A 25,787-nucleotide genomic window follows, 5' to 3' on the forward strand; every position below is an offset into this window, starting at 1 on the left:
ATGGGGCCATGCGGTTATTTCCGGACGCGCACCGGTTGCATTGCTCGGTCGGAGGGGAGCAGCTAGACAACGCAACCTCGCAGGCGCACGTCCGGACCGGGGCCAAGTTGCCCCGGCCCCGGCTTCGGCGCCGGCTTACGCCAGGCCGAATTTCATCAGCTTGATCGCCGCGAAATCGCTCACGTCGCCGCCGACACGTTTGGTGGCATAGAACAGCACATGCGGCTTTGCGCTGAACGGGTCGCGCAGGATCCGCAGATCGGGGCGCTCGGCCACGGTGTAGCCTGCGGAAAAGTCGCCAAAGGCGATGGCCATCGCATCGGTCGCCGGATCGGGCATGTCCTCGGCCACCAGCACCGGATAGCCCATGAGCCGCGCAGGCTCGCCTGCCGCCAACCCGTCGGACCACAAGAACCGTCCATCGGTGTCTTTCAACTTGCGCACCTTGGCCGTTGTCTTCGAGTTCATCACGAAAACCGCATTCTTGCGGTAAGCCGCGCCGAGGGCATAGACCAACTCGATGATCGCATCCGCCTCGGGATTGGCGTTGGTGCCGCTGGGGACATAGCCCAGATTGCCCCAGGTCCAGACGTCGTTGTCGACCGCCGGATGGCTCAGAAAACCGGTGGGCTTGTCGATGCCGTCACCGCTGACAAAGGCCGCCGCTTCGGCCCGTGCAAATTTGTCGGCGATACGCCCCGCCAGCCAACCTTCGATATCAAAGGCACTGTCATCCAGCAGACGTTGGCTCGCCTTGGGCAGCGCGCTCAGCTCATGCAGCGGCACGGTGATCCGGTCGATCTGGGGCGTGTCCGTCTCGGCTTGCGCCCCGCTTTCGGTCGCCCAACCAGCGCCCACATCGGCGTGATCGACCAGCACGTCATATGAGGTGGCCTCCACCTGCACCACCGAGGCAATCGCGCGGATCGACGCCCCCGCATTCAGCACAGATTGCACCCGGTCGGCAGTTTGCGGATCCACCAGATAGCCGCCATCCGAATTCACCGCCGTCGACATCGATTTGCCGTCCAGTTCCAGCCCCCGCAGCCCGTCGTCATCGCCGTTGCGCAGATAGGCGTCAAAGGCTTTCTTATGCGGCGCATCGTGATCGATCGCGCCCCCCAAAGGGCTGCGGGCAGGCAGGGTCATCTTGCGGTCCATCATGGCAATTCGCTCTTCTGATTGTTGAAGTTTCGTATTGATCTCGGCCCGAAAGCCGTTGAAGTCACTGACAAAACCGCTCACGGCCTGCCGCACTTCCTCCGCCGGAGACCGGTCTTTGCCCGCCTTTGTGCTCATCTCACTCTTGGTCATCGCTTTTCCTTCGATCTGCTCAGTCAAACTCAGGCTCAGCCCCGCGCCATCTCGGTCCGCGCGGCATCAAAGGCCGCCGCCATCTCGCGCAGCACATGGCCCACGGCCCTGAACTCCCCCTTGGCCCCGACCCGCGCCGAGGGCAGCATCGGAAAGGTCACCAAAGACACCTCCCAAAGCTCCAGTTCCGACAGCAGCCGCTGCCCCTTGGTGGTCTTGCCCGCCTTCACGGTGCGGTAGCCGATGCTGAGCCCGTCGATGGCCCCCGCCTCGATCAGCGCCGCCGCCTCCCGGCCCTTAGCCACAGTGCAAAGGATGCGCCCCTTGACCCAAAGACCCCGGCCATCCTCGCGCACCTCGTCCCAAACGCCGATGGGCTGGGCCGGATCGTGCTGCCACAGCATCTTAATGCTGCGTCCCGCCTTCGCGACCGCCGCAAGGCTCGCCGCATAGGCCCCCGGCTCGACCACATCGCCGCCCTGATCGACCGTGCCAAAGAGGCTGGCGTAGCCGCTGATCTCCAGCCCATCCTCGACCGGCGTCACGCTGCCGAAGCGGGCGAATTTATGCTCCAACCCGCCGCCCGCAGGCACAGCTTCCCCGTTCTCCGGCCAGCCGCCGGAGGCATCCAATTGATAAGTCATCGTATTTTCCCTCGTTCAGCCCGCTACGGCGCCACCGCCAGAAAGGATTGCACCGCCTGCGCCAAGATCACCGCCACCACGCCGTAGACCGTCAGCCACAGCCGCCGTTCCAACCGCTCCATCATCTGCTCGATCCGGTCGAGCCGCTTTTGCATGTTCTCGCGGTGCACCGCGCTGAGCGTCTCATGCGCCTGAAGCCGCAAGCCCGGCGCGCATTCGAACCGCTCGATCTCGCGCAGCTCAGACATCATCCGCCACCGCTGGCAGCCCCAACAGGCTGCGCTTTTCCGCATCGCTCAAGAATGCCGCCCCGGACACCCGCGCCCATTGCGCATCACGCTCCGCCGCCAATGCAGGCACTTGGTCGAGGTCCGGCTTCAAACTCACCGCCGCCCCCAGATACCCGCTCAGCCACTCCGCCAGCGCCGCCGTCACCCGTGTCGCCAAAGGCAGCACTGTCAGACGATAGAACGCCCGATGCGCCTCTTGATAATTCGCGTAAGTCGCATCGCCCTGCACCCCGATCAGCATCGGCGGCACCCCAAAGGCGAGCGCAATCTCCCGCGCCGCACTCTCCTTTGTTTTCTGAAACTCCATATCCGAGGGCGAAAAACCCATCGGCTTCCAGTCGAGCCCGCCCTCCAGCAGCATCGGCCGCCCGGCATTGCGCGCCCCTTGATGGTGGCTCTCCATCTCGCTCACCAGCCGGTCATACTGATCCTCGCTCAGCTTGCCCTGCCCCTCGGCCCCCCGATAGACGATCGCGCCGGAGGGCCGCGCGGCATTGTCCAACAGCGCCTTCGACCAACGGCTCGCCGCATTATGCACATCCATTGCCATGGCCGCCGCCTGCATGGGGCTGAACCCGTAGTGATCGTCCTGCGGGTGAAAGTTGCGGATATGACAAACCGGCGTCGCCGCACCGCTCGCATCAAAACGGTGCTTGCGCCCGCCCACCGCATATTCATAGGCGACAGGCCAGCCATCCGCCCCCGGCACCACGCTCATCCGGTCCGAGCGCAGCACATGCAGTTCTACCGGCAAACCGCTCTCACCGCCCACGGCTTCGACATAGCCATCGCCGCTCAAATGCATCTGCCCATACAGCGCCTCAAGCATCTCCGCCCGGCCTTGGCCCGCATTGGGGCGCCGCATCAGCTCGATCAGCGGGTGTTCGTCGTAGCGCCGTGCGCTGTCCTGCACGACCAGCGGCAGCGCCGCTGCAGCCTCGGCGATCAGCTTGACCGAGCGAAACCCAACCGGATTGCCGCAGAACCCGGCACGCGTCAGGCTCACGCTATCGCGGGGGCTCCAAGCGACACGGCCCGAGGTCTGATAGGCGACGACCGGCCCCGTGGCGGATGCTTTGCGCTCCGCTGTCTCACCTGCCGCGCCACGCCGTAGAAAATCGAATACCATGTCGTCGCTCCTCATTCTGCCCGACCCCGGCGGCGAAGACCTGCCCCGCATTGCCCGGCGTTGTCAGACTTTCCCCGAAATCCCTTAACGCTGGAGAAACCCACCGTGCGCTGTCCCATGCAACGGCCCGCTCACAGGCTTCGCACCCCCGGGCTGCGCCACTGCGCGGCAGGCTCGATCATCAGCTCATGCAGCGCCCAGACCAGCGCATCGACGCGGTCCGGGCTGCCCTTGCCCTCGTACCCCCGCGCCGTCATCAGACACATCTGATCCTCCAGCGCATCAAGCCCCGGCAAATGGCTCACCCGCCCCTGCTCATAAAGCGCGGCCACAGGCTCCGCCCGCGCCACCTTGCCCCGCGCCGCATGCACGGTCTTGAGCGAGACCAGCGGATCGACCTGTCGCAAGACCTCGGCCACCAACTGCCCGCCCTGATTTACCTCCGCCACCAACCGATCCGCCCCGTAGCGCGTCATCGCCGCAATCGCCGCCTGCGCCCAGCCCATCGGCGTGGCCCCCTGCACCGTGCAATCGGCCAGCACCACCGCCCGCCAATCCTGCGGCGGCCCCTTGGTCTGCGCCCCCACCACCACGATCCCGCACTCATCCGAGCCTGCTCCACTCGTCGTCGCCGGGTCCAAGCCCACCACGATCCGGTCCAGATCCGGCACCTCTCGCACCCGCCCCGCCTCCAGCAAAGCCGAGGTCCACAGCGCCCCCTCTGCATCCGCCAGCAAAACCCCATCCAACTCCTGCCGCCCCAACCGCGTCCCGCGATAGCGCGCCCGCACCTCTTCAAGGAACGACCCCGCCAAATTCGCCGCATTCGCCTCCGTCGGCGCATGGGTCGTCACCGTCGAAGGCGCGGCCAAGAGCGCCTTCAACACATCCACGTTGCGCGGTGTCGTCGTCACGCAGACCTGAGGCCGCTCCCCCAAGCGCAGCGCAAACTGCAACTGGTCCCAAGCCTCCTGCCCGCGCTTCCACTTTGCCAATTCATCCACCCAAGCCGCGTCAAACTGCGGCCCGCGCAGCCCTTCGGGGTCATGCGCCGTATGCACCGTGGCAATCGCCCCGTTGGGCCAGACCAAGCGCTTGCGCGTCACCTCCCAATCAGGCCGCCGATCCGGTGGGCTACAGGCCAGTATCCCGCTATCGCCAAAGATCATCACCTCGCGCACCTGCTCGATGGTCTCCCCCACCAGCGCCACGCGGCTGCACTCCCCGGGATCAAGCGGTCGGCTCCCCTCAACCTTACTGCGGACCCATTCCGCCCCGGCCCGCGTCTTGCCCGCGCCGCGCCCGCCCATGATCGCCCATGTCCGCCAGTCGCCCTCAGGCGCCAGTTGGTGGTCAAGCGCCCAGAACTCAAACAAAAAAGGGAGAGCCAGAAGCTCTCCCTCATCTAGGTCATTCAGTAACTGCGCCTGGGTCTGAGCATCGGCGCAGGCGATCCAGCTTGCACCCGATGTCAGCCCGCGCTTTGTCCATGTCGAGGGCATAGCCCCCGCGCGCGATTCCAGCTTGTCGGTTTCGACAGTCATTCAGCGTGTTCTCCGCTTTCAGGCAATGCGCCAGCAGTCCCGCCACTTTGGACGTTTTGCCAGACACCGCAGTTTCCTTGAGTTCCCCCCCGGACCGGGCCTGTTCCGTCAGACCTTCGATTTCCCGGCGCAACGCGCCGATTGCTTCTTGGAGACCGCGCAGGATTTCCGCGCTGTCTTCCGTCTCTTGCTCCGGGGTAATGATCGTCATCGCTTTACCTCTTGTTGGTTATCCCCAACCGAGCAGACACAAAAAAAACGACCACCGGGTTACCCCGGGGCCGTTCGCCCATGTCCTCTAGCGTGCCACAAGTCCTACGCCAGACCGTGCGCAAAGTCAAGAAAAACTGTATTAACAAGACCTTACAGCACCGCGCGGCAAGGACTTCCCGTAAATAAAAACCCCGCTGTCTCCAGCGGGGTTTTCAGTGGTCTCAGTTTCCGCCGGTTGAGGCATTCCCCGCCGCTTCCGCACCGCGCTCCGCCTCGATCTGACGCCAGCGCGCAACGTTGCGGTTATGCTCGTCCAAGGTTTCCGCAAAAGCGTGCCCCCCGGTGCCATCCGCCACGAAAAAGACGTAGTCCGTCTCCGCCGGTTGCGCTGCGGCCATCAGGCTCGCCCGGCCCGGATTGGCGATGGGCGTGGGCGGCAGACCGTCGATCACATAGGTGTTCCACGGCGTCTCTGCCCGCAGTTCCGAGCGGCGCAGCCCGCGGCCTAGCACGCCCTTGCCCTCGGTCACCCCGTAGATCACCGTGGGGTCGGTCTGAAGCCGCATCCCTTGGTTCAAACGGTTCACGAAAACGCTCGCCACCTGCTCACGTTCGGCGGCGACACCGGTTTCCTTTTCGATGATCGACGCAAGGATCAGCAGGTCCTCGGGCGTCTCGATCGGCAGATCGGGATCGCGCGCTTCAAAGGCTTCGGCCAAGAGCACCTCCTGCGCCGCGGCCATCCGTCCGATCACCTCGGCCCGGTCGTCGCCCGGACGCACCTCATAGCTATCGGGCGCGAGGCTGCCCTCTGCCGGAAGCTCCTCAACCTCGCCGGTCAATTGCTCGACCTGCTTGAGCGCTTCCACTACCTGCCAGCTGGTCACCCCTTCGGCCAATGCCACACGGAACCGCGTGTCATTGGCGCTTGAGATTTCGGTATAGGCTTCGGGAGCCTCCTCCTCACCCGGGGTGAATTCCGCGCGTTCAACAAAACGGCTGGTGACCGGGTCCAACTCACGGACCTGCACGCTCACCCGGTTCACCCCGATGCGATAGACTACCTCAGTACCGCAGGTGCTGGCCCCGCCTTGGGTCACGATATCCACGATCCCCTGCATCGAGGTGCCGGGCTGAACAAGAAAGCTGCCCGCCTTCAGGCTGCTCGACTTCTCCTCGTAATCCGCGCCCATGCGAAAGATCGCAGGCGAGGAAACCGCGCCCTGCTCCTCAAGGTTCTGGCTGACCTGCCGCATGTTCGAGCCGCGCTCGACCTGCACACAGATCGCCTGTTCCAACGGCCCTTCGGAGACGTAGGTCGACTTGCCCCAGAGGATGATCCCCCCGAGCAGGAACAGGCCGACCAACAGAAACGTCACGGCGTTAGAGGCGATATGACGCCACATTTAGCTGACTTTCCCGAAGAGAACCGATGCGTTGGTGCCGCCGAAACCAAAGGAATTGCTGAGCGCCACGTCGATCTTGCGCTCGACCTTCTTGTTCGGCGCCAGATCAATCGGGGTCTCCACCGCCGGATTGTCGAGGTTGATCGTCGGCGGCGCCACCTGATCGCGGATCGCGAGCATGCAGAAGATCGCCTCGATCGCGCCCGCGGCACCCAAAAGGTGCCCGGTGGCGGATTTGGTCGAGGACATGGTCACATTGCCCGCCGCATCACCCATCAGACGCTCGACCGCGCCCAGCTCAATGGTGTCGGCCATGGTCGAGGTGCCATGCGCGTTGATGTAGTCCACATCCGCAGGCTCCAGCCCCGCGTTCTTCAGCGCCGCACGCATGGAGCGTTCGCCGCCCTCGCCATCCTCGGAAGGGGCGGTGATGTGATGCGCGTCGCCCGACAGGCCATAACCCAGCACCTCGGCATAGATCTTGGCACCGCGCGCCTTGGCGTGTTCATACTCTTCCAGCACCACGATGCCCGCGCCCTCGCCCATGACGAAGCCGTCGCGGTCCACGTCATAGGGGCGGCTGGCCTTTTGCGGATCGTCGCCGCGTTTGGTCGAGAGCGCCTTGCAGGCGTTGAAGCCCGCCATGCCGATCTCACAGATCGCCGCCTCGGCACCGCCTGCGATCATCACATCCGCATCACCGTATTTGATCAGCCGCGCCGCATCGCCGATGGCATGGGCGCCGGTCGAACAGGCGGTCACGACCGAGTGGTTCGGCCCTTTGAAACCATAGCGGATCGACACCTGACCCGAGATCAGGTTGATCAGCGCGCCCGGCACGAAGAAGGGGCTCACGCGGCGCGGGCCCTTCTCATGCATCATGACGGCGGTATTGGCGATGGAGTTCAGCCCCCCGATGCCCGAGCCGATCAGAACGCCGGTGCGTTCCTGATCTTCCTGCTCGGTCGGCTTCCAACCCGAATCCTCAACCGCCTGCTGGGCGGCAGCCATGCCGAAGAGGATGAAGGTATCGACCTTGCGCTGCTCTTTCGGCTCCATGTATTTATTGGCGTCGAAGGTGCCATCGCTGCCATCGCCCAAAGGCACTTCGCAAGCGTATTGAGTCACCAGTTTGCTGGCATCAAAGCCGGTGATCGGCCCGGCCCCGGATTTCCCATCAAGGATCCGTTTCCAGCTTTCTTCCACGCCGTCCGCGAGCGGGGTAACCAAACCCAAACCCGTTACTACAACTCTGCGCATCTCAGTGCCCCTTGCCGATAATGTCTCGGCGAACCTCTTACCCTGCAAAAGCCTGTAGGCACAAGCATATCGGCGGGGGTCCGCAGGCAGAGCGCAAAAACGCCGATGGGTCGAATCTCAGGGGCCTTCGCGGCTTGTGGGCTCAGCCCGGCGGGCCGCGCCGGGTCATCAGATGCACCGCACCGCCCGCCGTCTTGACGTCGCGCAGCCCCTGATAGCCAAGCGCCCCCGCGATCCGCAAAGCGGCCTCATTCCCCGCCGAGATCATACAGACCGTGCGGCCCGTGATCACCCGATCAAACCACTCATGCGCCGCCCGAGCGGCCTCGGCCCCAAGCCGCTGGTCTTGGGCCTGAGGGGCCAAGACCAGCCGCGCCTCGGGGTAAGTGTCGAAATCCTCGCCGAAATTGCGGGAGCCAAAGACGAAACCGGTCTGACCCAACATCTCGCGCTGGCGATGAAGTTGCACCGCCCACTGCCCAAAGCCGGTGATCTGCCAATGGCCCGCGTTGCGCAGAAAAGCGTCCCATGACTGCCCCTTGGGTCGCGGCTGATCGAGTATCCGGTCCGCCACATCCGGCATCGCCCAAATCTCGGCATAGCGCTGAAAATCTTCGGCCCGCATGGCCCGCAGGGTCAGTCTAGCGGTGTTGATGGTCGGGATCGTGCGGGACATGGGGTGAATTGCCTTCACGCTTGAAACTTCTTGGCGCAGACATGCGACTTCAGCTCCAAAGGGACAAGCCCACCCCGCTACGGCAAATAAAAACGGCGTCATTCCGCTAGGAACAACGCCGTTTTCAAAACTCACATCCGCCGGTTGCCCGGCAAAGCCTTAGGAGGCTTCTTTGATGAACTTGACCGCATCGCCAACGGTCTGGATGTTCTCAGCCGCGTCATCGGGGATCTCGATGCCGAACTCTTCTTCGAACGCCATCACCAGTTCCACGGTGTCGAGGCTGTCTGCGCCGAGATCGTCGATGAACGACGCATTCTCAGTCACTTTGTCCTCTTCCACGCTCAGGTGTTCTACAACGATCTTTTTCACGCGGTCTGCGACGTCGCTCATAATAAGTCCTCATGTCTTCGGGCCATTCAAGGCCCCTTTTGGTTTCCGCCCGCCGGTAATCGGCGTTTGGAGTTTGCCCCAAAAGGGGCGGCTATTTCCTTGTTCGCACAAGGCGCAGGGGGTGATCAAGCACCCTCCGTTTCGATTCTGCGCCCCCTTTAGCACATGCGCCGGGCTTGGCAAACGCTATTGAGGCGCAGGGTCACAACATGGCCATACCGCCGTTCACATGCAAGGTGGTCCCTGTCACATAGGCGGCCTCGGGGCTGGAAAGATAGACCACAGCGGCGGCAATCTCATCCGGGTCGCCCATGCGGCCTGCGGGAATTTGCCCCATGATTCCAGACTTTTGCTCATCCGTCAGCTTGTCGGTCATGGCGGTGGTTATAAAGCCCGGCGCCACGGCGTTCACGGTGATCCCGCGGCTTGCCACCTCATAGGCCAGCGACTTGGACATGCCCACGACACCCGCCTTGGAGGCCGCGTAATTCGCCTGACCGGGGTTGCCGGTGGCGCCCACCACGCTGGAGATATTGATGATCCGGCCCCAACGCGCCTTCATCATGCCGCGCATCACCCCTTTGCAGAGCTTGAAGGTCGCGGTGAGGTTCACGTTCAGCACCGAATTCCACTCGTCATCCGACATGCGCATGAAAAGATTGTCGCGGGTGATGCCCGCATTGTTCACCAGAATATCGACCGAGCCCATGGCCTCCGCGGCCTGTTTCGGCAGCGCGTCGACCGCCTCCATATCGCTGAGGTTGCACGGCAGCACATGGGCGCGTTCGCCCAACTCGGCCTTCAGCGCCTCAAGCGGTTCAGTCCGCGTGCCCGACAGGCCAACGGTAGCCCCTTGGGCGTGCAGCTTGCGCGCGATATCCGCGCCGATGCCGCCCGAAGCGCCGGTGATTAGGGCATTCTTTCCTGTAAGATCGAACATGTCTCTTCCTTTATTCTCTCGAAGGGCGCGAGGCCCCGACGCGGCGGAAATGCCGCTTATTTTCATACCTCAGGCGTCAGACGCGGCCTTTACCTCATCCGGCGTGCCGATGCAGCGGGTGGCGACACTTTTGTCGATGCGTCGGATCATGCCCGAAAGCGCCTTGCCCGCGCCGATCTCCCACGCCTCGGTCACGCCCTGCGCGGCCATCCGCTCGACCGAGGAACGCCAGCGCACGCGGCCTGTGACCTGTTCAACCAGCAACTCGCGAATGTGGGCGGCGTCCGTCACTGCTTCGGCGGTGACATTGGCGACCAGCGGCACGGCGGGATCGTTGAAGGTCACCTCGCCCAATGCTTTCGCCATCTCTTCCGCAGCCGGCCCCATCAGCGGGCAATGGAAAGGGGCGGAGACGGGCAGCAGCAACGCGCGCTTGGCCCCGGCTTCTTTCGCCATGGCGACGGCGCGCTCTACCGCGGCCTTCTCGCCCGAAAGCACGTTCTGGCTCGGGTCATTCTCATTGGCGACCTGACAGACCGCGCCCTCGGCAGCGGCTTCGGCCAGTTTCTCGGTCTCTTCGATCCCGAGGCCGAGAATCGCCGCCATGGCGCCCTCGCCCACTGGCACGGCGGCCTGCATGGCCTTGCCGCGAATGCGCAGCAGCCGCGCGGTGTCAGCCAGTGACAGCGCGCCCGCAGCACACAGCGCAGAATATTCGCCAAGGCTGTGCCCCGCCACGAAGGCCGCTTTCTCGACACTTACACCTTCGGCCTTCAGCGCGGCCATAGCAGCCAAAGAGGTCGCCATCAGCGCGGGCTGGGCGTTCTCGGTCAGGGTCAGCGTCTCCATGTCGCCCTCCCAGATCAGCTCCGACAGTTTCTCGCCCAAGGCCGCATCGACCTCGTCGAAAACGGCGCGGGCTTCGGTGTAGGCTTCGGCCAGATCGCGGCCCATGCCGATGGTCTGGGCGCCCTGCCCGGGGAAAACGAATGCGATGCTCATGGTTGCAGCCTCTTATTAGCGATTTCATCCGATGTATCGCGTCCCATGCCGCAAGGGCAAGCCCGTCCCGGCCCGCGCGCCCGCGCCGGGGGTTGCCGTGGCCGGGAAACCGTGTATACGGGCGCTTCCTTGCACAGCATATGAACCGCGCAGACTCTCGTGGTGGGGAGCAAGGATGAACGCCCCGCCTATGAAATGCGCCTTGATACAAATAGGAGTGCACATGCCGCTTTATGAGCATGTTATGATTGCGCGTCAGGACCTGTCCAACACGCAAGCAGAAGGCCTCATCGAACACTTTGGCACCGTCCTCGCGGACAACGACGGCAAGCTCGTCGACAGCGAGTACTGGGGCGTCAAGACGATGGCCTACAAGATCAACAAGAACCGCAAGGGCCACTATGCCTTCCTGCGTTCGGACGCCCCCGCGACCGCCGTGCAGGAAATGGAACGCCTGATGCGCCTGCATGACGACGTGATGCGTGTTCTGACCATCAAGGTCGACGAGCACAAAGAACTGCCCTCCGTGCAGATGCAGAAACGCGACGAACGCGACAACCGTCGCGAGCGCCGTTGATCGCCAGCTTGAAGAAGAGGACATAAACCATGGCTGCAAAACCATTTTTCCGCCGTCGCAAAGTCTGCCCCTTCTCGGGCGACAACGCACCTGCGATCGACTACAAGGACACACGTCTGCTGCAACGCTACATCTCTGAGCGTGGCAAGATCGTTCCTTCCCGCATCACCGCCGTATCGGCCAAGAAACAACGCGAGCTGGCCCGTGCCATCAAACGCGCCCGTTTCCTCGCCCTGCTGCCCTACGCCGTCAAGTAAGGAGAGAGCACATGCAAGTTATCCTTCTGGAACGTGTGGCCAAACTGGGCCAGATGGGCGAAGTCGTGGACGTAAAGCCCGGCTATGCCCGCAACTACCTGCTGCCGCAGGGCAAGGCGCTGTCGGCCTCCAAGGCCAACGTCGAAGCCTTTGAAGGCCAGAAAGCCCAGCTCGAAGCACAGAACCTCGAGACCAAGAAAGAAGCCGAGAAACTCGCGGAGAAGCTGAACGGTCAGCAGTTCGTCGTGATTCGCTCCGCTTCCGACGCCGGCGCGCTCTACGGCTCCGTCACCACCCGTGACGCCGCCGAAGCCGCGACCGCCGAAGGCTTCTCGATCGACCGCAAGCAGGTCGTTCTGGGCAACCCGATCAAGGAACTGGGCGTGCATGATGTGCGCATCATCCTGCACCCCGAAGTCGACGCCACAATCGAGCTGAACGTTGCACGTTCGCCCGAAGAGGCCGAGCTTCAGGCATCGGGCAAATCGATTCAGGAACTGGCCGCCGAAGAGGAAGCCGCCGCTGAATTCGAGATCTCCGAACTCTTCGACGACATCGGCTCTGCCGCTGACGAAGACGGCGACTCGGACGTGGTGCGCACCCCCGAGGGCGACGCACAGGACGACAGCAACAGCTGATCCGGCCTGTCCGATCTGACATGAAACGCCGCGCGGTCCTCCGCGCGGCGTTTTCTTTTGCGCAGCCCCTCCAACCGCCCCGCACGCGCCTCTGACGCAAACCCCTGCAAAAACAGCGCGATTTATGCTAAGATACCTCCATTCAGCATGGAGGATGACACATGCGTTACATCACCATCACCACTTGGGAACTCGCCGACGGGGCGGATTACGACGTGGCCCTGCGCGCCATCGAAGAAAAGCGCCTACCCGCCCTCAAGGGCTTTGGCGCCAGCCGCATCACCGTGGTCCGCACCTCTGAGCGCACGAGTGCCGCAATCACCGAATGGCCCGACAGGGCCACGCGCGACGCCGCCGAACTCAAAATCGACGAGGTCCGCCGTTCGGTAAAACGCGAAGATCAGAGCCGCATGACCGGCGAAATGAAAGGCGAAATCGTCGCCGATGTTTAAGCATGGCGAAAAGCCGCGCCTGAGGGTCCAAGGCTTGGGCAAGGGGCCGCGTATCCTGCGCCTGCGCTCTTGCCCGATGGCCCCCTTGGGGCGATCCTCGGGGCGAGATAACAAGCTCCGGTGCATCATGCCTCAGACCACACGCCGCGTGTTCCTTTCCCTCATCGCTGCCAGCACGCTCACCGCCTGCAACGCCGCACCCGAAGTCTCCCCCACGCCGCCGCAGCGCCCCGCCCTGCCGCTGCACCCGAATGAGACGCCCGAGTTGCGGCGCAAGATCAACCACTGGGCCGACTTCTACGACCTGCCCCGCCCATTGGTGCACCGCCTCGCCATCCGCGAAAGCACCCACAACCCTCGCGCCCGCAACGGCCCCTATTACGGGCTGCTGCAAATCCTGCCCGCCACCGCGCGGTCGATGGGATTTCAGGGCCAGCCTTCCGATCTTTTGGATGCCGATACCAATCTGAAATACGCGCTAAAATACCTGCGCGGCGCCTGGCTCCTGTCGGACGGTGACCATGGCACCGCCATCAAATGGTACGCCCGCGGCTATTACTACGAAGCCAAGCGCCGCGGCATGCTTGTGGAAACCGGCCTACGGGACGGGTGATTAATTTTCGGGCTTGCGCGGCCTCTCGCTTCGCCTCAGGTAGGTGTTAATCACGTCAAGAAGGAACGCCGCATGACCCTCCGCCTTAACCGCCGTCACTTCCTCGCCGGCACTGCCGGATTGCTGGCCCTCCACCCCTTCTCGCTCCGCGCCGCGGCCAATCAGGCGCATCTGCGGTTGATGGAGACGACGGACCTGCATGTGCATGTCTTTCCTTACGACTATTACGCCGACAAAGAGGTCGACACCGTGGGCCTTGCCCGTACTGCCAGCATCGTCAAATCGATCCGCGCCGAGGCGACCAATACGCTGATGCTCGACAACGGCGACTTTTTGCAGGGCAATCCGATGGGCGATTACATCGCTTATGAGCGCGGCATGAAAGAGGGCGACATGCATCCGGTGATCCAAGCGATGAACGCGCTTGGCTATGACGCCTCGACGCTTGGCAATCACGAGTTCAATTACGGGCTTGATTTCCTGATGAAATCCCTTGCCGGGGCCGAATTCCCGGTGGTCAGTGCCAATGTCGTCAAAAAGATCGGCGCCAAGCCAAGCGACGATGACACGCTGGTCAAACCCTATGTCCTGCTCGACCGGATGTTGACCGATGGTGCCGGTGAGACGCATCCAATCAAGATCGGCATTATCGGCTTCGTCCCGCCCCAGATCATGAGCTGGGACCGCCGCCATCTCGAAGGCAAGGTGCAGGCCCGCGATATCCTTGAGAGTGCCCGCGCATGGGTGCCCCAGATGAAAGAGGCAGGGGCCGACATCATCATCGCGCTGTCGCACTCGGGCATCGGTGCGGCCAAGGAAGAGGATATGATGGAGAACGCCTCTGTCCCCCTCGCCGCGGTGGAGGGGATCGACGCCATCATGACCGGGCACAGCCACCTCGTCTTCCCCTCGGGCAGCTATGCGGACTATCCGGGCGTGGATGTCAGCGAGGGCACGATCCACGGCAAGCCCGCCACCATGGGCGGCTTCTGGGGCAGCCACCTCGGCCTGATCGACCTGATGCTGGAGCGTGACGGCAGCGGCTGGCGCATCGCCAGTCACAGTGCCGAGGCGCGCGCCATTTCGCAGCGCAACGAAGACCGCTCTGTAATGCCGCTGGTGGAAAGCGATGCCGAGGTGCTTGCCTCCGTCCAGCAGGAACATAATGAGACGCTGGCCTATGTTCGCCGCGCCGTGGGCAAGACCGACGCCAATCTGCACAGCTATTTCGCGCTGGTGGCGGATGATCCTTCGGTGCAGGTCGTCTCCAACGCGCAGCGCTGGTATATCGAACAGATGCTGAAGGGGACCGAACATGAGGGGCTGCCGATCCTTTCCGCCGCCGCCCCCTTCAAGGCCGGTGGCCGTGGCGGGCCGGAGTATTACACTGACGTCCCGAAAGGCGATGTAGCGATCAAGAATGTCTCCGACCTCTACCTCTACCCCAACACGGCCCGCGCGGTGCGCGTGACCGGGGCGCAGGTGAAAGACTGGCTCGAACGCTCTGCCGGCATGTTCAACCAGATCACCCCCGGCAAGGCCAATCAACCGCTGCTGAACCCCGAGTTCCCCAGCTATAATTTCGATGTGATCGACGGGGTGACCTATCAGATCGACCTTAGCCAGCCTTCCAAGTTCGGCCCCAAGGGCACCGTGGCAAACCCTGAGGCAAGCCGGATCGTGAACCTTGAGTTCGAAGGGCAACCCATTGATCCTAAAGCCGAATTCATCATCTCCACCAACAATTACCGCGCCAGCGGCGGCGGGGCTTTCCCCGGCGCGATGGGCGATACCATCGTGTTTGAAGGGCCCGACACCAACCGCGATGTGATTGTGCGCTATATCGTCGAAAAAGGCACCATCAGCCCCCGCGCCGATGGCAACTGGCGCTTCGCGCCGTTGGAGGAAACGAGCGTGATGTTCGAAACCGGGCCAAAAGCGGCGGACTACGTCGATGAGGTGACAGGGGTAGAGATGGAACAGGTAGGCGACACGGAAGACGGCTTCGCGCAGTTCCGGATTACTTTGTGACGTCCCCGATGCGTATCAGCATCTGACATTGCCACATAGAGCAGCGCCTTCCCTGGGGGGCGTTGCAACGATGGTGGCCTGCGGTTGCCCCCATCGCACGCGACTGTTGCGAATTTCCGAGACCTTGCAAATCGCCCCCCCGGGGGGGAGGGAGGGCGATGCCCGGGGTGCCCCCGGGCGGGACGTCGACAGTAGGTTCGGTAACCCTTCAAGCCCATCCAGAGTGACAGGCAAAGGCCACGCTTCTTGTCCAGCCCAAACGAAACAGGGGCGACGGTTTCCCGTCGCCCCTGCTCCAAAATCCGATCCGGTAAGACTTACTCGTCTTCCAGCTCTTCAACAGCTTTCTGAAGCTCTTCTTTCGAGATCTCTTTCTCGGTCACCTTGGCTTGTTCGACCACGTGATCGACAACCTTGTCCTCGAAGATCGGCGCGCGCATCTGCTGCTGCATCTGCTGGTTCTGCTGCACGAATTCAAAGAACTGACGCTCCTGACCCGGGTACTGACGCGCCTGGTTCATGATCGCTTGGGTCATCTCGGCGTCGGTCACCTGAACGTCGGCTTTCTGGCCCAGCTCGGCCAGCAGCAGGCCCAGACGGACGCGGCGTTCGGCCAATGTCTTGTGCTCGTCTGTCGGCTCGATCTCGGGGTGGTCGTGACCTTCCACATCAGGGTTTTCCTCGTGCCACAGCTGATGCGCGATCTGCTTGGCTTCGGCATCGACCAGCGACGGCGGCAGGTCAAAGCTGACCTCTTTGTCCAGCGCGTCCAGCAGGTTACGCTTCATCACAGCGCGCGAAGCACCGGCATATTCCGCTTCCAAACGCTCAGCGATCTGACCTTTCAGCGCGTCGAGATCCTCGGCACCGAATTTCTTGGCCATCTCGTCGTTCACTTCAGCGGCGACGGGCTCTTTCACTTCTTTCACGGTGCAAGCGAAGGTCGCTTCCTTACCGGCCAGATGCGCGGCCTGATACTCTTCGGGGAAGTTCACGACGACGGATTTCTCTTCGCCCGCTTTCACGCCAACCAGCTGCTCTTCGAAGCCGGGGATGAAGGAGTTGGAGCCCAGCACCAGCGGGTAATCTTCCGCCGCGCCGCCTTCGAATTCTTCGCCGTCGACGGAGCCTTTGAAGTCGATCACAACCTGATCGCCATCTTCGGCCTTGGCACCCTCTTCGCAGGCTTTGAAGTCCTGCGCGGTTTCGGCAAGGCTTGCCAGCGCTTCTTCGACAGCCGCATCGTCAGCTTTGACCACCATCTTTTCCAGTTCGATCTTGCTCAGATCAACTTCGGGGATTTCCGGCAGTTTTTCGTAGGACATGGAGACTTCGACGTCGTCGCCTTCTTTCCAGTCCTCATTGGTCATCTTGACCTCGGGCTGCATCGCGGGGCGGTCGCCGGTCTTTTCGAAATGCTCGTTCATGGCACCGTCGATGCTTTCCTGCATCGCTTCGCCCATGATCCGCTGGCCGAACTGCTTTTTCAGCAGCGCCATCGGCACCTTGCCCTTGCGGAAGCCCTTCATCTCGACTTCGGGCTGCGCTTCGGCCAGCTTCTCGTTGACCTTGGCTTCAAGCTCATCGGCGGTGACGGTGATGTTGTAACCGCGTTTCAGACCTTCGTTCAGCGTCTCGTTGACCTGCATGTGTGCTCCATAGGGTAAGGCCGCGCGGCGGGGGCGCGGGCGAAAATTTGTGTCCTTCTATGGGTGTTGAACCGCCTGCGCAAGGGGGTCCGCGGCCCATCGCGTCACATCCGCAGAAATCGCCCCCACCCCCGCCGGGCAGCCCAGTGTCGGGCTAGACTAAAAGCACTGCGACATAAGCCACATAGGCCAGCGCAAAGAGCGCCCCCTGCCCGCGTGTCACGCGCCCGCCAAAGGCGCAGGCGATCAGCGCCACCGTGGCCCCCATCATCACCCAGATGTCGAGCGCGGCGATCTGCGCGGCCACCCCCACCGGCTGGATCAGCGCGGTGATGCCCAGCACGCCGAGCATGTTGAAAGTGTTGGAGCCGACCACGTTGCCCAATGCCACATCGCTCTGCCCGCGCCTTGCGGCGATGACCGACGTGACCAATTCCGGCATGGAGGTGCCCACGGCCACGATGGTTAGGCCGATCACCGCCTCAGACAGCCCCACGGCCTGCGCAAGCGCCACGGCGCCGGTGACCAGAAACCGCGCCGAAAGAATGGTCAGCAAAAGCCCACCCAGCAGCCAGACGAGCGCCAGCCAAGACGGCGCTTGATCCGGCAGCGGCTCCATCGCCTCTGCCCCGCTTCGATCGCTGCGAAAGGTGTAAATCAGATAGGCCGCCAGCCCCACGAGGGCGACGCCCCCCGCAAGCCGATCCACCTGCCCCAGCAGCACAGTGCCGAGGCAGAGCAGGCTCGCCGCCAGCATGACCGTCCCGTCCCGCGCGAAACTACGCCCGGAGATGGCCACCGGGGCGATCACCGCCGCAAGGCCGAGAATCAGCAGGATATTCGCGATGTTCGACCCCACGACATTCCCAAGCGCAATGTCCGGCGCGCCCAGCAAAGCCGCCTGAACCGAGGTCACCAATTCCGGGGCCGAGGTGCCAAAGCCCACCACCGTCAGCCCGATCACCAAGGGCGACAAGCCAACCCTTTGCGCCAGCGCCACGGCGCCGCGCACCAGATACTCACCACCGAGCACGAGCCCCAGCAGACCACCAAGGACAAACAGAATGTTCACGGGAAAAATCTCACCGGCCTCAGACCATCGGGCGTCGCGGAGACCGCGCAGACGCCCGATGCAAATGGGGATGGGCCGGAGGCATTCAAGGCCGCGCGGAAAATTCAGTCCCGCCGCGGCAGGGCGCTCACATGCCCAAGGCTTCTTTGTACATTTCCATCACCGCTTCTTCTTCGGCGATGTCGTCCTTGTCGCGCTTGCGCAGGGCGATCACCTTGCGCAGCACCTTGGTGTCGTAACCGCGCGATTTCGCTTCGGCCATCACCTCTTTTTGCTGTTCGGCAAGGTCTTTCTTCTCGGCGTCCAAACGCTCGATCCGCTCGACGAACTGGCGCAGCTCATTGGCGGTGACCCGGTAGGTCGCATCGCCTTGGGATTCGACGACATCGGGATTGGTGCTGGTATCGCTCATGGGAAGTCCTCACGGAATGGCTGGCTCTGGCGGGTTTGACTACAGGCTGCACGCCCAGCCCGCAAGCGGGACTTGCCCCCCTTGGCGGTTTGGCGTAGCTCTGCCGCCATGGAAAGCGCAAACACATCTATTTTCGATCTCATGGTCTGGGGCGGCGCAGGTCTGTCCCTTTTGGGATTGCTCGGTCTGGGCTGGTGCATCATCAAGGTGAGCCGTGCAAAACGCGCGCAGCTCGACGATGAGGAGATGCGCGTGGTGCTGCGCAAAGTCGTGCCGCTGAATATGGGCGCGCTGTTTCTGTCCGTGATCGGTCTGATGCTGGTGATCCTCGGGATTTCGCTGGGCTGATCGGCGCGTTTGAACGGCCCGCCCCGGCGGTGCTGGACAGGGCCGCCGCATCTGCTTAAATCGGCCCATGGATATTCGCCAAATCACCCCCCGCTATTTCGTCGCCCCGCAGATCGAGCCCGGTGACATGGAAAGCCTGCGCGCCCAAGGCATCACCCGCATCCTGTGCAACCGCCCCGACGCGGAAGTGCCCCCCAGCCATCAGGCCGCCGCCATGCGCGAAGCGGCCGAGGCCGCGGGGATTGCCTTTGCCGAACAGCCGCTGACCCACCAGACCATGACGCCTGACGTCATCGCCAAGAACCGCGCCCTCGGCGTGGAGACCGATGACACCGTGCTGGCCTATTGCGCCTCTGGCACCCGTTCGACCATCGCTTGGGCCTTGGGCCAAGCCGGTGAGATGGACAGCGACGCGATCATCGAAGCGGCGCGTCAGGGTGGCTATGACCTTGAAAACATGCGCCCCATGCTGGGGCAAAGCTATACCTGAGGTCTCTGCCGGTCCCCTTGGGGGCCGGTGTCCTACGCCGCTGCGGTCAGAGCACGGGCGGGCAGTTGAACCCGGAAGGCCGTGCCGGGCACATCCCGCAGGAAGCTGATCTCTCCGCCCAAGCGGCACATGATTTCACGGCAGATGGCAAGGCCAAGCCCCGCGCCATCGCCCTCCCCCGTGATGCGCGAGAACTTCTCGAAAATCAGCGCCTCCGACCCCGCGTCGATCCCATGGCCGTTGTCGACGAAATCAATCACCAGCCCCTGCGCCGTCACCCGCGGCGTGATCAGCAGTTGCGGGTCATCCGCAGCGCAGTATTTGCGGGCGTTGGTGACGAGGTTGATAAAGACCTGCACCAGCCGGTCGAGATCGCTGGTCAGCACAATATCCTCGGCCTGCGGATCGCGCAGCACCTTGAGCGGCCGCGTGGCCCCCGCCTGCGCCGTGGTCACCGCCAGTTCCAACAGATCGCGTAGGTTGCCTTCGCGCTGGTTCAGCGTCACCTGCCCGTTCTCCAGCACCGACAGGTCCAACAGATCATCCAATAGCCGCGTCAGACGGATCGTCTCGCTATGGATGATCGTGGCATAGCGGTTCTTGTCGGCGTCCGTGAGGCCGGGCGCATCGCGCAGGATCTCGGAAAACGAGCGGATCGAGGTCATCGGCGTGCGCAATTCGTGGCTGATCTGGCTGAGGAAACTATCCTTTTGCAGCGACAACTGCGTCAGCTTCTCATTGGCCGCGCGCAGCTGCGCTGCCGTCTCGGTCAACTCGCGCGACTTGGCTTCCAACTGGCTGGAATACTCCAGCATCTGCGCGGATTCGTCGGCCACAGCCAAGAGGTCTTGGACCGAGACCGAGGCCCCGCCGACGATCTGCGCCACCATCGCATGGGCCGTGGCCGCCCCGACTGAGGCCGCCAACTCCCGCTCCAGCGCTTGCACGAATCGTGGCGTGGGCTCGGGCAGACGTTGCCCCTGCCCCTGCCGTTCTGCCTCGCGTGTGAAAAACGCCTGCGCCTCCGTTGCGCCCAAGATGCGCTGCGCCATGATCATCAAGTCTTCGCTACCCGCGACGGATGCTGTCCAGCCCCGCGCCGGGCCGGAATGGTCAAAGACATTGACGAATTGCGCGCCCTGAAGCCGCTCCAACGGTGTGGGGAAGCTGAAGAGGGAGACGACGACGAAAACCAGCGTGTTGAGCGCGAGGCTCCAGACCACCGCATGCACCGTCGGGTCGATCCCCGCGATGCCGAAAAGCGCCTCGGGGCGCAGCCAAGCGAGCCCCCAAAGCCCCTGTTCCAAGGTCGCACTCGACAGGGCCACATCCGCGCCAAAGCTGGGCAGCAGCATGGTAAAGACCCAAAGCACAAAGCCCGTGCCCAGCCCGCAAAGCGCGCCGGTCCGCGTTGCCCCGCGCCAGAGCACCCCGCCCAGCATCGCGGGCAGAAACTGCGCCACCCCGCCGAAGGAAATCGTGCCAATCGCGGCCAGCGCCCCGCTGCCGCCTGAGGCCCGATAGTAGAGATAACCCAAGCCCACCACGCAGAAAATCGACAGCCGCCGCGCAAGGATGACGATATTGCGCACATCCCCAGACTGCGTCGCCCCATCGCGGCGCAGCGCCAGCCAGATCGGCATGACGATATGGTTGCTCACCATGGTCGACAGCGCCAGCGTGGCGACGATCACCATCGAAGTCGCCGACGAGAAACCGCCCAAGAAAGACAGCATCGCCAGCCCGTTTTGCCCTTGGCTGAGCGGCAGGCTCAACACGAAAAGATCGGGGTTCGCGCCTTCGGGCATCAGGTCCAGTCCCACCACCGCGATGGGCACGACGAAAAGGCTCATCAGCATCAGGTACAGCGGGAAGGCCCAGCTTGCGATTTGCAACTGCCGCTCGTCGTCGTTCTCGACCACCATGACCTGAAACATGCGCGGCAGGCACAAAAGCGCGGCCCCCGAAAGCACGGTCAACGCGGCCCAACGGCTGCCCTGCACTTGCCATTGGCCGATGTCGGAGGCGTCGATCCGCGCCAAGGTCTCGCTCAAGCCCCCGGCCAGCCCCCAGATGACGTAAACCCCCACCGCCACCAGCGCCAAGAGCTTAACCACCGCCTCCACCGCGATGGCGATGACCACGCCATGATGCCGTTCGTTTACATTCAGGTTCCGGGTGCCGAAAAGCACGGTAAAGAGCGTCAGCCCCGCCGCGACCCAAAGCGCCGCCTGCCCCCGGTTGATCACATCGCCTTCCGCCTCGGCCAGCGGCACGTCGGCGGCGGCAAAGATTGACAGCGACAGGATAACCGATTGCAATTGCAGCGCGATATAGGGCGTCACACCGATCACGGCCATCACCGTCACGACGATCGCCAGCGTGTTGGACTTGCCGTAGCGCGATGAAATCAGGTCGGCGATCGAGGTGACGCGATGGCTTCGCCCGATCCGCACCAAACGCCGCAGCCCCCACCACCAGCCGATCATCACCAGCGAAGGGCCGAGGTAGATCGTCACATATTCCAGCCCCGAGCGCGCCGCATATCCCACCGCGCCGTAAAAGGTCCAAGCGGTGCAATAGATCGACAGCGACAGGGTATAGACCAGTGGCGAGCGCAGCAGCCAGCCGCCCTGCCCGCGCAGGGCCGGGCGTTCGGCGGCGAAGGCCACGATGAACAGCCCCGCCACATACATCAGGCAGACCGCCACCAACTGGTTGAGCGATACCATCAGCGCGGCCCGTCCGGCTGTGCTGCATCCTCACCCGAGGCCACATCCCGGGTCCGCCGCCAGAGCGCCCATGTCCCCAAGATCAGCAACGCCCAGACCCCAAAGAGATAGCGCAGCGCCACGCTCATCGGGATGGTCGGTGCGGTGGGGTCCGTACTGCCCGCTGGCACGGGCCAAAGCAGCGGCACCATCCACAGCATCATTCCCAGAAACGGCAGCAACCGCACCGCATCCATCATGCGCCGCTGACGGTAGCCGCGTTTTTCCAAAAAGATCGGCCTACGGGGCATGGCGGGTCAACTGGCGATCAGGTCGCGCACCGCGTCCAGCATCTCGGCATTTGAGAACGGCTTGGTCATGAAGCGGCTGACACCCGCCTTTTCCGCCATGGCGCGGTCCCGGCTTTGGCCCCGCGCGGTCAGCATCAGCACCGGCAACGCGCCGGTTTCGGGGTCACCGCGCAACTCATCGAGTATCTCGAACCCGCTCTTGCCAGGCAGCATCACGTCAAGCATCACCAGATCGGGCGCTGCCTTGCGGATCACATCCACCGCGCCCGATCCATTGGCAAGCGTCTCCACGCGCCAACCCTCTTGGCTCAGCAAAAAGCGGATGGCTTCGGCGATATTCACCTCGTCCTCCACCAGAACTACGAGTTTGCTCATCGGCAAAAAGTCTCCCCCCTCGGTGTGCGGCGGCCCCGTCTTGCTGCGGGGTCTCGCGCACCGGGGGGAGCATGCATCGGTTTGCCAGCCCTGTCAAAAACTGCCTTCCGCGCGGCCTCAGATCCCCTCGCGCAGGATCGAAGGCTCGCGCCGCGCGCGGCATCCTTCGACCGGGCAAATGCGACAGGTCGCCCCCACCGGCTGCGCAGGCGCCGCCCCCGAGGGCACCGGCAAGAGCAACATGACCGATTGGCTGAGCGGCGGCGTGTTATAGGCAGCCGCAGCTTGCACTTCGCAAGTGGCAATCGCCTCGAACTCCGCCTGCCCGCGCCCCATCTGCATGACGCGGGATTTCATGACCAGTCCCGGCTGCCCCTGCACCGCGAAGAGCGACCAAAGCGGGCAGCAGGCGCCAAAGCGCGGCACGGTGAACCCTTCGATCGACTTGGCGAATGTCACGCTGCCAGAACGGTCACAGACCACCAGCCCCGCGCCAAGCTCGGGCAGTGACGCCAAGCGCCGCAGCACCCGGCCCATCGGCTGGTCGAGTGCCTGAGCCAATTCGGCAGGATCGTGACCCATCTCCCCCGCCGCCCGCTCCAGCCGCGCCAAAGGCAGCGCCGCCGCATCGCGGGCGATCTGTTGCAACACGCCCGTCGCGATATGCTGCGCGGCCTTAGTCTTGAGCGTATCGGCCTGTTCGACCAGCGCCGCAATCGCCGCCTGCGGGGCGCGCGCCTCTTCCAAAGGGTCGAAGCGGTAGTCATGCGCGGCGAGGAAACTTTCAACCTCTGCCTGGGGCGAATGGGCCACCTCGCGGGTCTCGGCGGCATTGTCGAAATAGGTCACCAGCGCCTGCGCACTGTCAGATAGGCGGCGGCTGTCTTGGTGGATATTGGCGTGAAACCTATCGCGCCATTCCGCTTGCAAACTGTCCGTTTCTGCCAGAATCGCGGCAGTCGACCGGATCGCCGCGGCGGTACTCAATAGCTCATGCATGGAGGTGGCAAGCTGCGGGTCATGGGCCAAACGGTCCGAGAGCGCCTCGACCGTCTGCTCCAATGCCGCGATGCGGCGCTGGCTGTTGGCCAGCACCTTGGCCCAGCCCGGAAACCGCCCCGCGAATTCATCCGCCCGGTCGCTCTCTGGTCCGGTTAGCCCCGCATCCTCTGCCGCCTCGCGCAGGGTGGCAATCAGCGCGGCTTCGGCCCCTTCGGTCAACGCCTGCGGCTCGACCCCAAGCGCATGGGCGATGTTGAGCAAGAGCTTGCCGCCGATTCTGCGCCGATTGTGCTCGATGAGGTTGAGATAGCTGGCCGAGATGCCGCTTTGCTGCGCAAGCTCGGCCTGTTTCAGCCCCGCCATCACGCGCCGCTCACGGATACGGCTGCCGGTCAGACCCTCACGCATGGGACGGCCCGGCCGGATGTTTCGCCCGTTGTTTCAAGGTCTTTCTGCGCCGCAATATCATATTCTTTACAGGGCCGCCGATGCGATTGCGAATATATTTACAAAAAAATCGTTTCGATCAAGCGCCTTATTGATCGGTTTTCATTTTCCGCGCCATAGTTTCTTTGCACTATTGCGTGTTGTGGCATCGGGGGGAGGTTCCGCTGCTGCGACTTACAAAAATGGGAGGACTTCATGTCGTTTACAAAACTGACACGCCGCGGGCTGATCCAGACCGGCGCGGTTGCCGGTGCAGGGTTGGCGCTGCCGACCTATCTGCGCGCGGAAAATCACGCGGGCTTTACCAATGCCCCCACGGGCAGCACCGTGACGCTTGGCTTCAACGTGCCCCAGACCGGCCCCTATGCCGAAGAAGGTCTGGATGAGCTGCGCGCGCAAGAGCTTGCGGTCGAACACCTCAATGGCGGGGGCGACGGCGGCATGATGAACACCTTCAGCTCCAAGGCGCTGAAAGGGAACGGTATTCTGGGCAAGAAGGTCGAATATGTCACCGGCGACACCCAAACGAAATCCGACGCCGCCCGCGCCAGCGCCAAGTCGATGATCGAAAAAGACGGCGCGGTGATGATCAACGGCGGCTCGTCCTCGGGCGTGGCCGTGGCGGTGCAGGACCTTTGCCAATCGGCGGGCGTGATCTTCATGGCGGGTCTCACCCACGCCAATGACACCACCGGTAAAGACCGCAAGGCCAATGGCTTCCGGCATTTCTTCAACGCCTATATGTCCGCCGCCGCTCTCGCCCCGGTGCTCAAGAACGCCTATGGATCTGAGCGTCGCGCCTATCACCTGACGGCGGATTACAACTGGGGCTGGACCCAGCAGGAATCCATCGCCGCCGCGACCGAGGCGATGGGCTGGGAAACCGTGGAGAACGTGCTGACGCCGCTCGCCTCGACCGATTTCTCCTCCTATATCGCGCCGGTGCTGAACTCGGGCGCCGATGTGCTGGTGCTGAACCACTACGGCGGCAACATGGTGAACTCGCTCACCAACGCGGTGCAGTTCGGCCTGCTCGACAAACAGGTCAATGGCAAGAAATTCGAGATCGTCGTGCCGCTCTACTCCGAACTGATGGCCGCCGGTGCCGGGGCCAACGTGCAGGGCGTGATCGGCTCAATGAACTGGAACTGGCAGCTGCAAGACGAAGGCTCCAAAGCCTTCACCAAATCCTTTGGTGAGAAATATGGCCGGCCGCCGTCGAACTCCGCGCATACCTGCTACGTGCAGACCCTGCTCTATGCCGATGCGGTGGAACGGGCGGGCTCGTTTAACCCCTGCGCCGTGGTCGAGGCGCTTGAGGGTTATGAGTTCGACGGGCTGGGCAACGGGCCCACGCTCTACCGTGCCGACGATCACCAGTGCTTCAAAGACGTGCTCGTGATGAAGGGGGCAGAGAACCCGACCAGCGAATACGACACGCTGGAGATCGTCGAGCAGACGCCGCGTGCACAGGTCGAATATGCCCCCGATCACCCGATGTTCGCGGGCGGTGATCTGGGCAAATGCAACCCCGGCGCGTGATCCGCTGACATCAGATGGCGCGCGGGCCTGATCCTGCGCGCCCTTTTTA

At 63.3% G+C, this 25,787-nt stretch carries 28 protein-coding genes; 9 read left to right on the forward strand and 19 right to left on the reverse strand.

Going from position 1 to position 25,787, the window contains the following annotated elements; genetic code table 11:
* Positions 1-135: 135 nt before the first annotated feature.
* The 12 genes from HKX24_RS06970 to fabD form a co-directional block, all read right to left on the reverse strand.
* A complete protein-coding gene (locus tag HKX24_RS06970; RefSeq protein WP_271691533.1) occupies positions 136-1,314 on the reverse strand; it encodes a phage major capsid protein in 1,179 nt (392 codons plus the stop codon).
* A gap of 35 nt (positions 1,315-1,349) precedes the next feature.
* Positions 1,350-1,958, reverse strand: coding sequence for an HK97 family phage prohead protease (locus HKX24_RS06975; protein ID WP_271691534.1), 609 nt, complete (start codon positions 1,956-1,958; stop codon positions 1,350-1,352).
* A 23-nt stretch (positions 1,959-1,981) separates the two neighbouring features.
* Entirely contained in the window at positions 1,982-2,206 is a 225-nt protein-coding gene (locus HKX24_RS06980) for a hypothetical protein (RefSeq protein ID WP_271691535.1), read from the reverse strand.
* The gene (locus HKX24_RS06985; protein ID WP_271691536.1) at positions 2,199-3,377 is read right to left on the reverse strand and encodes a phage portal protein; all 1,179 of its coding nucleotides are present in this window, start codon (positions 3,375-3,377) and stop codon (positions 2,199-2,201) included. The genes HKX24_RS06980 and HKX24_RS06985 overlap by 8 nt, the downstream gene beginning before the upstream one ends.
* Before the next feature lie 131 nt (positions 3,378-3,508).
* Positions 3,509-4,879 carry a terminase family protein gene (locus tag HKX24_RS06990; protein WP_271693831.1) on the reverse strand — a complete coding sequence of 457 codons (1,371 nt, stop codon included), beginning with the start codon at positions 4,877-4,879 and terminating at the stop codon, positions 3,509-3,511.
* The gene (locus HKX24_RS06995) at positions 4,788-5,132 is read right to left on the reverse strand and encodes a hypothetical protein (protein WP_271691537.1); all 345 of its coding nucleotides are present in this window, start codon (positions 5,130-5,132) and stop codon (positions 4,788-4,790) included. Before HKX24_RS06995 ends, HKX24_RS06990 begins: the two co-directional genes overlap by 92 nt.
* A gap of 223 nt (positions 5,133-5,355) precedes the next feature.
* Positions 5,356-6,540, reverse strand: coding sequence for an endolytic transglycosylase MltG (gene mltG / locus HKX24_RS07000; RefSeq protein WP_271691538.1), 1,185 nt, complete (start codon positions 6,538-6,540; stop codon positions 5,356-5,358).
* Positions 6,541-7,800 (reverse strand): beta-ketoacyl-ACP synthase II, encoded by a 1,260-nt coding sequence (fabF, locus tag HKX24_RS07005; RefSeq protein ID WP_271689878.1) that lies wholly within the window; start codon positions 7,798-7,800, stop codon positions 6,541-6,543.
* Positions 7,801-7,942: 142 nt separating this feature from the next.
* A complete protein-coding gene (locus tag HKX24_RS07010) occupies positions 7,943-8,476 on the reverse strand; it encodes a GNAT family N-acetyltransferase (RefSeq protein WP_271689877.1) in 534 nt (177 codons plus the stop codon).
* A 159-nt stretch (positions 8,477-8,635) separates the two neighbouring features.
* Entirely contained in the window at positions 8,636-8,869 is a 234-nt protein-coding gene (locus tag HKX24_RS07015; protein ID WP_067261852.1) for an acyl carrier protein, read from the reverse strand.
* Between the two features lie 202 nt (positions 8,870-9,071).
* Complete coding sequence (fabG, locus tag HKX24_RS07020) at positions 9,072-9,809, reverse strand: 3-oxoacyl-ACP reductase FabG (protein ID WP_209218758.1); 738 nt, start codon at positions 9,807-9,809, stop codon at positions 9,072-9,074.
* 69 nt (positions 9,810-9,878) lie between these two features.
* On the reverse strand, positions 9,879-10,811 hold the full coding sequence (gene fabD / locus HKX24_RS07025) for an ACP S-malonyltransferase (RefSeq protein WP_271691539.1): 933 nt from the start codon (positions 10,809-10,811) through the stop codon (positions 9,879-9,881).
* A gap of 223 nt (positions 10,812-11,034) precedes the next feature.
* Between fabD and rpsF the strand changes: the two genes are divergently transcribed.
* The 6 genes from rpsF (at position 11,035) to HKX24_RS07055 (ending at position 15,379) form a co-directional block, all read left to right on the forward strand.
* Positions 11,035-11,388, forward strand: a complete 354-nt coding sequence (gene rpsF, locus HKX24_RS07030; RefSeq protein ID WP_067261847.1) for a 30S ribosomal protein S6 — start codon at positions 11,035-11,037, stop codon at positions 11,386-11,388.
* 29 nt (positions 11,389-11,417) lie between these two features.
* Positions 11,418-11,645 carry a 30S ribosomal protein S18 gene (gene rpsR / locus HKX24_RS07035; protein WP_005852865.1) on the forward strand — a complete coding sequence of 76 codons (228 nt, stop codon included), beginning with the start codon at positions 11,418-11,420 and terminating at the stop codon, positions 11,643-11,645.
* 11 nt (positions 11,646-11,656) lie between these two features.
* Positions 11,657-12,283 carry a 50S ribosomal protein L9 gene (rplI, locus tag HKX24_RS07040; RefSeq protein ID WP_067261846.1) on the forward strand — a complete coding sequence of 209 codons (627 nt, stop codon included), beginning with the start codon at positions 11,657-11,659 and terminating at the stop codon, positions 12,281-12,283.
* A gap of 161 nt (positions 12,284-12,444) precedes the next feature.
* Complete coding sequence (locus tag HKX24_RS07045; RefSeq protein WP_168612589.1) at positions 12,445-12,735, forward strand: hypothetical protein; 291 nt, start codon at positions 12,445-12,447, stop codon at positions 12,733-12,735.
* Positions 12,736-12,862: 127 nt separating this feature from the next.
* On the forward strand, positions 12,863-13,348 hold the full coding sequence (locus tag HKX24_RS07050; RefSeq protein ID WP_271691540.1) for a lytic transglycosylase domain-containing protein: 486 nt from the start codon (positions 12,863-12,865) through the stop codon (positions 13,346-13,348).
* Between the two features lie 72 nt (positions 13,349-13,420).
* A complete protein-coding gene (locus HKX24_RS07055; RefSeq protein ID WP_271691541.1) occupies positions 13,421-15,379 on the forward strand; it encodes a bifunctional 2',3'-cyclic-nucleotide 2'-phosphodiesterase/3'-nucleotidase in 1,959 nt (652 codons plus the stop codon).
* Between the two features lie 317 nt (positions 15,380-15,696).
* Here the strand turns inward: HKX24_RS07055 and tig are convergent, their stop codons facing one another.
* The 3 genes from tig to HKX24_RS07070 all read right to left on the reverse strand — a co-directional run bounded on the left by tig (position 15,697) and on the right by HKX24_RS07070 (position 18,512).
* On the reverse strand, positions 15,697-17,028 hold the full coding sequence (tig, locus tag HKX24_RS07060) for a trigger factor (RefSeq protein ID WP_271691542.1): 1,332 nt from the start codon (positions 17,026-17,028) through the stop codon (positions 15,697-15,699).
* Between the two features lie 154 nt (positions 17,029-17,182).
* A complete protein-coding gene (locus HKX24_RS07065) occupies positions 17,183-18,100 on the reverse strand; it encodes a calcium/sodium antiporter (RefSeq protein ID WP_271691543.1) in 918 nt (305 codons plus the stop codon).
* A 127-nt stretch (positions 18,101-18,227) separates the two neighbouring features.
* Entirely contained in the window at positions 18,228-18,512 is a 285-nt protein-coding gene (locus tag HKX24_RS07070) for a DUF2312 domain-containing protein (protein WP_067261835.1), read from the reverse strand.
* A gap of 108 nt (positions 18,513-18,620) precedes the next feature.
* Between HKX24_RS07070 and HKX24_RS07075 the strand changes: the two genes are divergently transcribed.
* Positions 18,621-18,860 (forward strand): hypothetical protein, encoded by a 240-nt coding sequence (locus HKX24_RS07075; protein ID WP_168612596.1) that lies wholly within the window; start codon positions 18,621-18,623, stop codon positions 18,858-18,860.
* Between the two features lie 67 nt (positions 18,861-18,927).
* Positions 18,928-19,350, forward strand: a complete 423-nt coding sequence (locus tag HKX24_RS07080) for a TIGR01244 family sulfur transferase (RefSeq protein ID WP_271689862.1) — start codon at positions 18,928-18,930, stop codon at positions 19,348-19,350.
* Positions 19,351-19,382: 32 nt separating this feature from the next.
* On the opposite strand, the gene HKX24_RS07085 is transcribed toward HKX24_RS07080, so the two are convergent.
* The 4 genes from HKX24_RS07085 to HKX24_RS07100 form a co-directional block, all read right to left on the reverse strand.
* Positions 19,383-22,082 (reverse strand): ATP-binding protein, encoded by a 2,700-nt coding sequence (locus tag HKX24_RS07085; protein WP_271691544.1) that lies wholly within the window; start codon positions 22,080-22,082, stop codon positions 19,383-19,385.
* Positions 22,082-22,372: a hypothetical protein gene (locus tag HKX24_RS07090; protein WP_168612592.1), complete on the reverse strand. Its 291-nt coding sequence runs from the start codon at positions 22,370-22,372 to the stop codon at positions 22,082-22,084. Before HKX24_RS07090 ends, HKX24_RS07085 begins: the two co-directional genes overlap by 1 nt.
* A gap of 6 nt (positions 22,373-22,378) precedes the next feature.
* Entirely contained in the window at positions 22,379-22,747 is a 369-nt protein-coding gene (locus tag HKX24_RS07095; RefSeq protein WP_271691545.1) for a response regulator, read from the reverse strand.
* Positions 22,748-22,864: 117 nt separating this feature from the next.
* Positions 22,865-24,157 (reverse strand): helix-turn-helix transcriptional regulator, encoded by a 1,293-nt coding sequence (locus tag HKX24_RS07100; RefSeq protein ID WP_271691546.1) that lies wholly within the window; start codon positions 24,155-24,157, stop codon positions 22,865-22,867.
* Positions 24,158-24,391: 234 nt separating this feature from the next.
* Between HKX24_RS07100 and HKX24_RS07105 the strand changes: the two genes are divergently transcribed.
* Entirely contained in the window at positions 24,392-25,738 is a 1,347-nt protein-coding gene (locus tag HKX24_RS07105) for a substrate-binding protein (protein WP_067261823.1), read from the forward strand.
* Positions 25,739-25,787: the final 49 nt, after the last annotated feature.

Origin of the sequence: Sulfitobacter sp. M85, from assembly GCF_029285915.1 — a bacterium.
GTDB classification, from domain to species: domain Bacteria; phylum Pseudomonadota; class Alphaproteobacteria; order Rhodobacterales; family Rhodobacteraceae; genus Sulfitobacter; species Sulfitobacter faviae.

What these genes read in the sequence shown, in the direction of transcription:
- HKX24_RS06970 (WP_271691533.1), bottom strand. Translation starts at nt 1,314, where the DNA reads ATGACCAAGAGTGAGATGAGCACAAAGGCGGGCAAAGACCGGTCTCCG.
- HKX24_RS06975 (WP_271691534.1), bottom strand. Translation starts at nt 1,958, where the DNA reads ATGACTTATCAATTGGATGCCTCCGGCGGCTGGCCGGAGAACGGGGAA.
- HKX24_RS06980 (WP_271691535.1), bottom strand. Translation starts at nt 2,206, where the DNA reads ATGTCTGAGCTGCGCGAGATCGAGCGGTTCGAATGCGCGCCGGGCTTG.
- HKX24_RS06985 (WP_271691536.1), bottom strand. Translation starts at nt 3,377, where the DNA reads ATGGTATTCGATTTTCTACGGCGTGGCGCGGCAGGTGAGACAGCGGAG.
- HKX24_RS06990 (WP_271693831.1), bottom strand. Translation starts at nt 4,879, where the DNA reads ATGCCCTCGACATGGACAAAGCGCGGGCTGACATCGGGTGCAAGCTGG.
- HKX24_RS06995 (WP_271691537.1), bottom strand. Translation starts at nt 5,132, where the DNA reads ATGACGATCATTACCCCGGAGCAAGAGACGGAAGACAGCGCGGAAATC.
- mltG (WP_271691538.1), bottom strand. Translation starts at nt 6,540, where the DNA reads ATGTGGCGTCATATCGCCTCTAACGCCGTGACGTTTCTGTTGGTCGGC.
- fabF (WP_271689878.1), bottom strand. Translation starts at nt 7,800, where the DNA reads ATGCGCAGAGTTGTAGTAACGGGTTTGGGTTTGGTTACCCCGCTCGCG.
- HKX24_RS07010 (WP_271689877.1), bottom strand. Translation starts at nt 8,476, where the DNA reads ATGTCCCGCACGATCCCGACCATCAACACCGCTAGACTGACCCTGCGG.
- HKX24_RS07015 (WP_067261852.1), bottom strand. Translation starts at nt 8,869, where the DNA reads ATGAGCGACGTCGCAGACCGCGTGAAAAAGATCGTTGTAGAACACCTG.
- fabG (WP_209218758.1), bottom strand. Translation starts at nt 9,809, where the DNA reads ATGTTCGATCTTACAGGAAAGAATGCCCTAATCACCGGCGCTTCGGGC.
- fabD (WP_271691539.1), bottom strand. Translation starts at nt 10,811, where the DNA reads ATGAGCATCGCATTCGTTTTCCCCGGGCAGGGCGCCCAGACCATCGGC.
- rpsF (WP_067261847.1), top strand. Translation starts at nt 11,035, where the DNA reads ATGCCGCTTTATGAGCATGTTATGATTGCGCGTCAGGACCTGTCCAAC.
- rpsR (WP_005852865.1), top strand. Translation starts at nt 11,418, where the DNA reads ATGGCTGCAAAACCATTTTTCCGCCGTCGCAAAGTCTGCCCCTTCTCG.
- rplI (WP_067261846.1), top strand. Translation starts at nt 11,657, where the DNA reads ATGCAAGTTATCCTTCTGGAACGTGTGGCCAAACTGGGCCAGATGGGC.
- HKX24_RS07045 (WP_168612589.1), top strand. Translation starts at nt 12,445, where the DNA reads ATGCGTTACATCACCATCACCACTTGGGAACTCGCCGACGGGGCGGAT.
- HKX24_RS07050 (WP_271691540.1), top strand. Translation starts at nt 12,863, where the DNA reads ATGCCTCAGACCACACGCCGCGTGTTCCTTTCCCTCATCGCTGCCAGC.
- HKX24_RS07055 (WP_271691541.1), top strand. Translation starts at nt 13,421, where the DNA reads ATGACCCTCCGCCTTAACCGCCGTCACTTCCTCGCCGGCACTGCCGGA.
- tig (WP_271691542.1), bottom strand. Translation starts at nt 17,028, where the DNA reads ATGCAGGTCAACGAGACGCTGAACGAAGGTCTGAAACGCGGTTACAAC.
- HKX24_RS07070 (WP_067261835.1), bottom strand. Translation starts at nt 18,512, where the DNA reads ATGAGCGATACCAGCACCAATCCCGATGTCGTCGAATCCCAAGGCGAT.
- HKX24_RS07075 (WP_168612596.1), top strand. Translation starts at nt 18,621, where the DNA reads ATGGAAAGCGCAAACACATCTATTTTCGATCTCATGGTCTGGGGCGGC.
- HKX24_RS07080 (WP_271689862.1), top strand. Translation starts at nt 18,928, where the DNA reads ATGGATATTCGCCAAATCACCCCCCGCTATTTCGTCGCCCCGCAGATC.
- HKX24_RS07085 (WP_271691544.1), bottom strand. Translation starts at nt 22,082, where the DNA reads ATGGTATCGCTCAACCAGTTGGTGGCGGTCTGCCTGATGTATGTGGCG.
- HKX24_RS07090 (WP_168612592.1), bottom strand. Translation starts at nt 22,372, where the DNA reads ATGCCCCGTAGGCCGATCTTTTTGGAAAAACGCGGCTACCGTCAGCGG.
- HKX24_RS07095 (WP_271691545.1), bottom strand. Translation starts at nt 22,747, where the DNA reads ATGAGCAAACTCGTAGTTCTGGTGGAGGACGAGGTGAATATCGCCGAA.
- HKX24_RS07100 (WP_271691546.1), bottom strand. Translation starts at nt 24,157, where the DNA reads ATGCGTGAGGGTCTGACCGGCAGCCGTATCCGTGAGCGGCGCGTGATG.
- HKX24_RS07105 (WP_067261823.1), top strand. Translation starts at nt 24,392, where the DNA reads ATGTCGTTTACAAAACTGACACGCCGCGGGCTGATCCAGACCGGCGCG.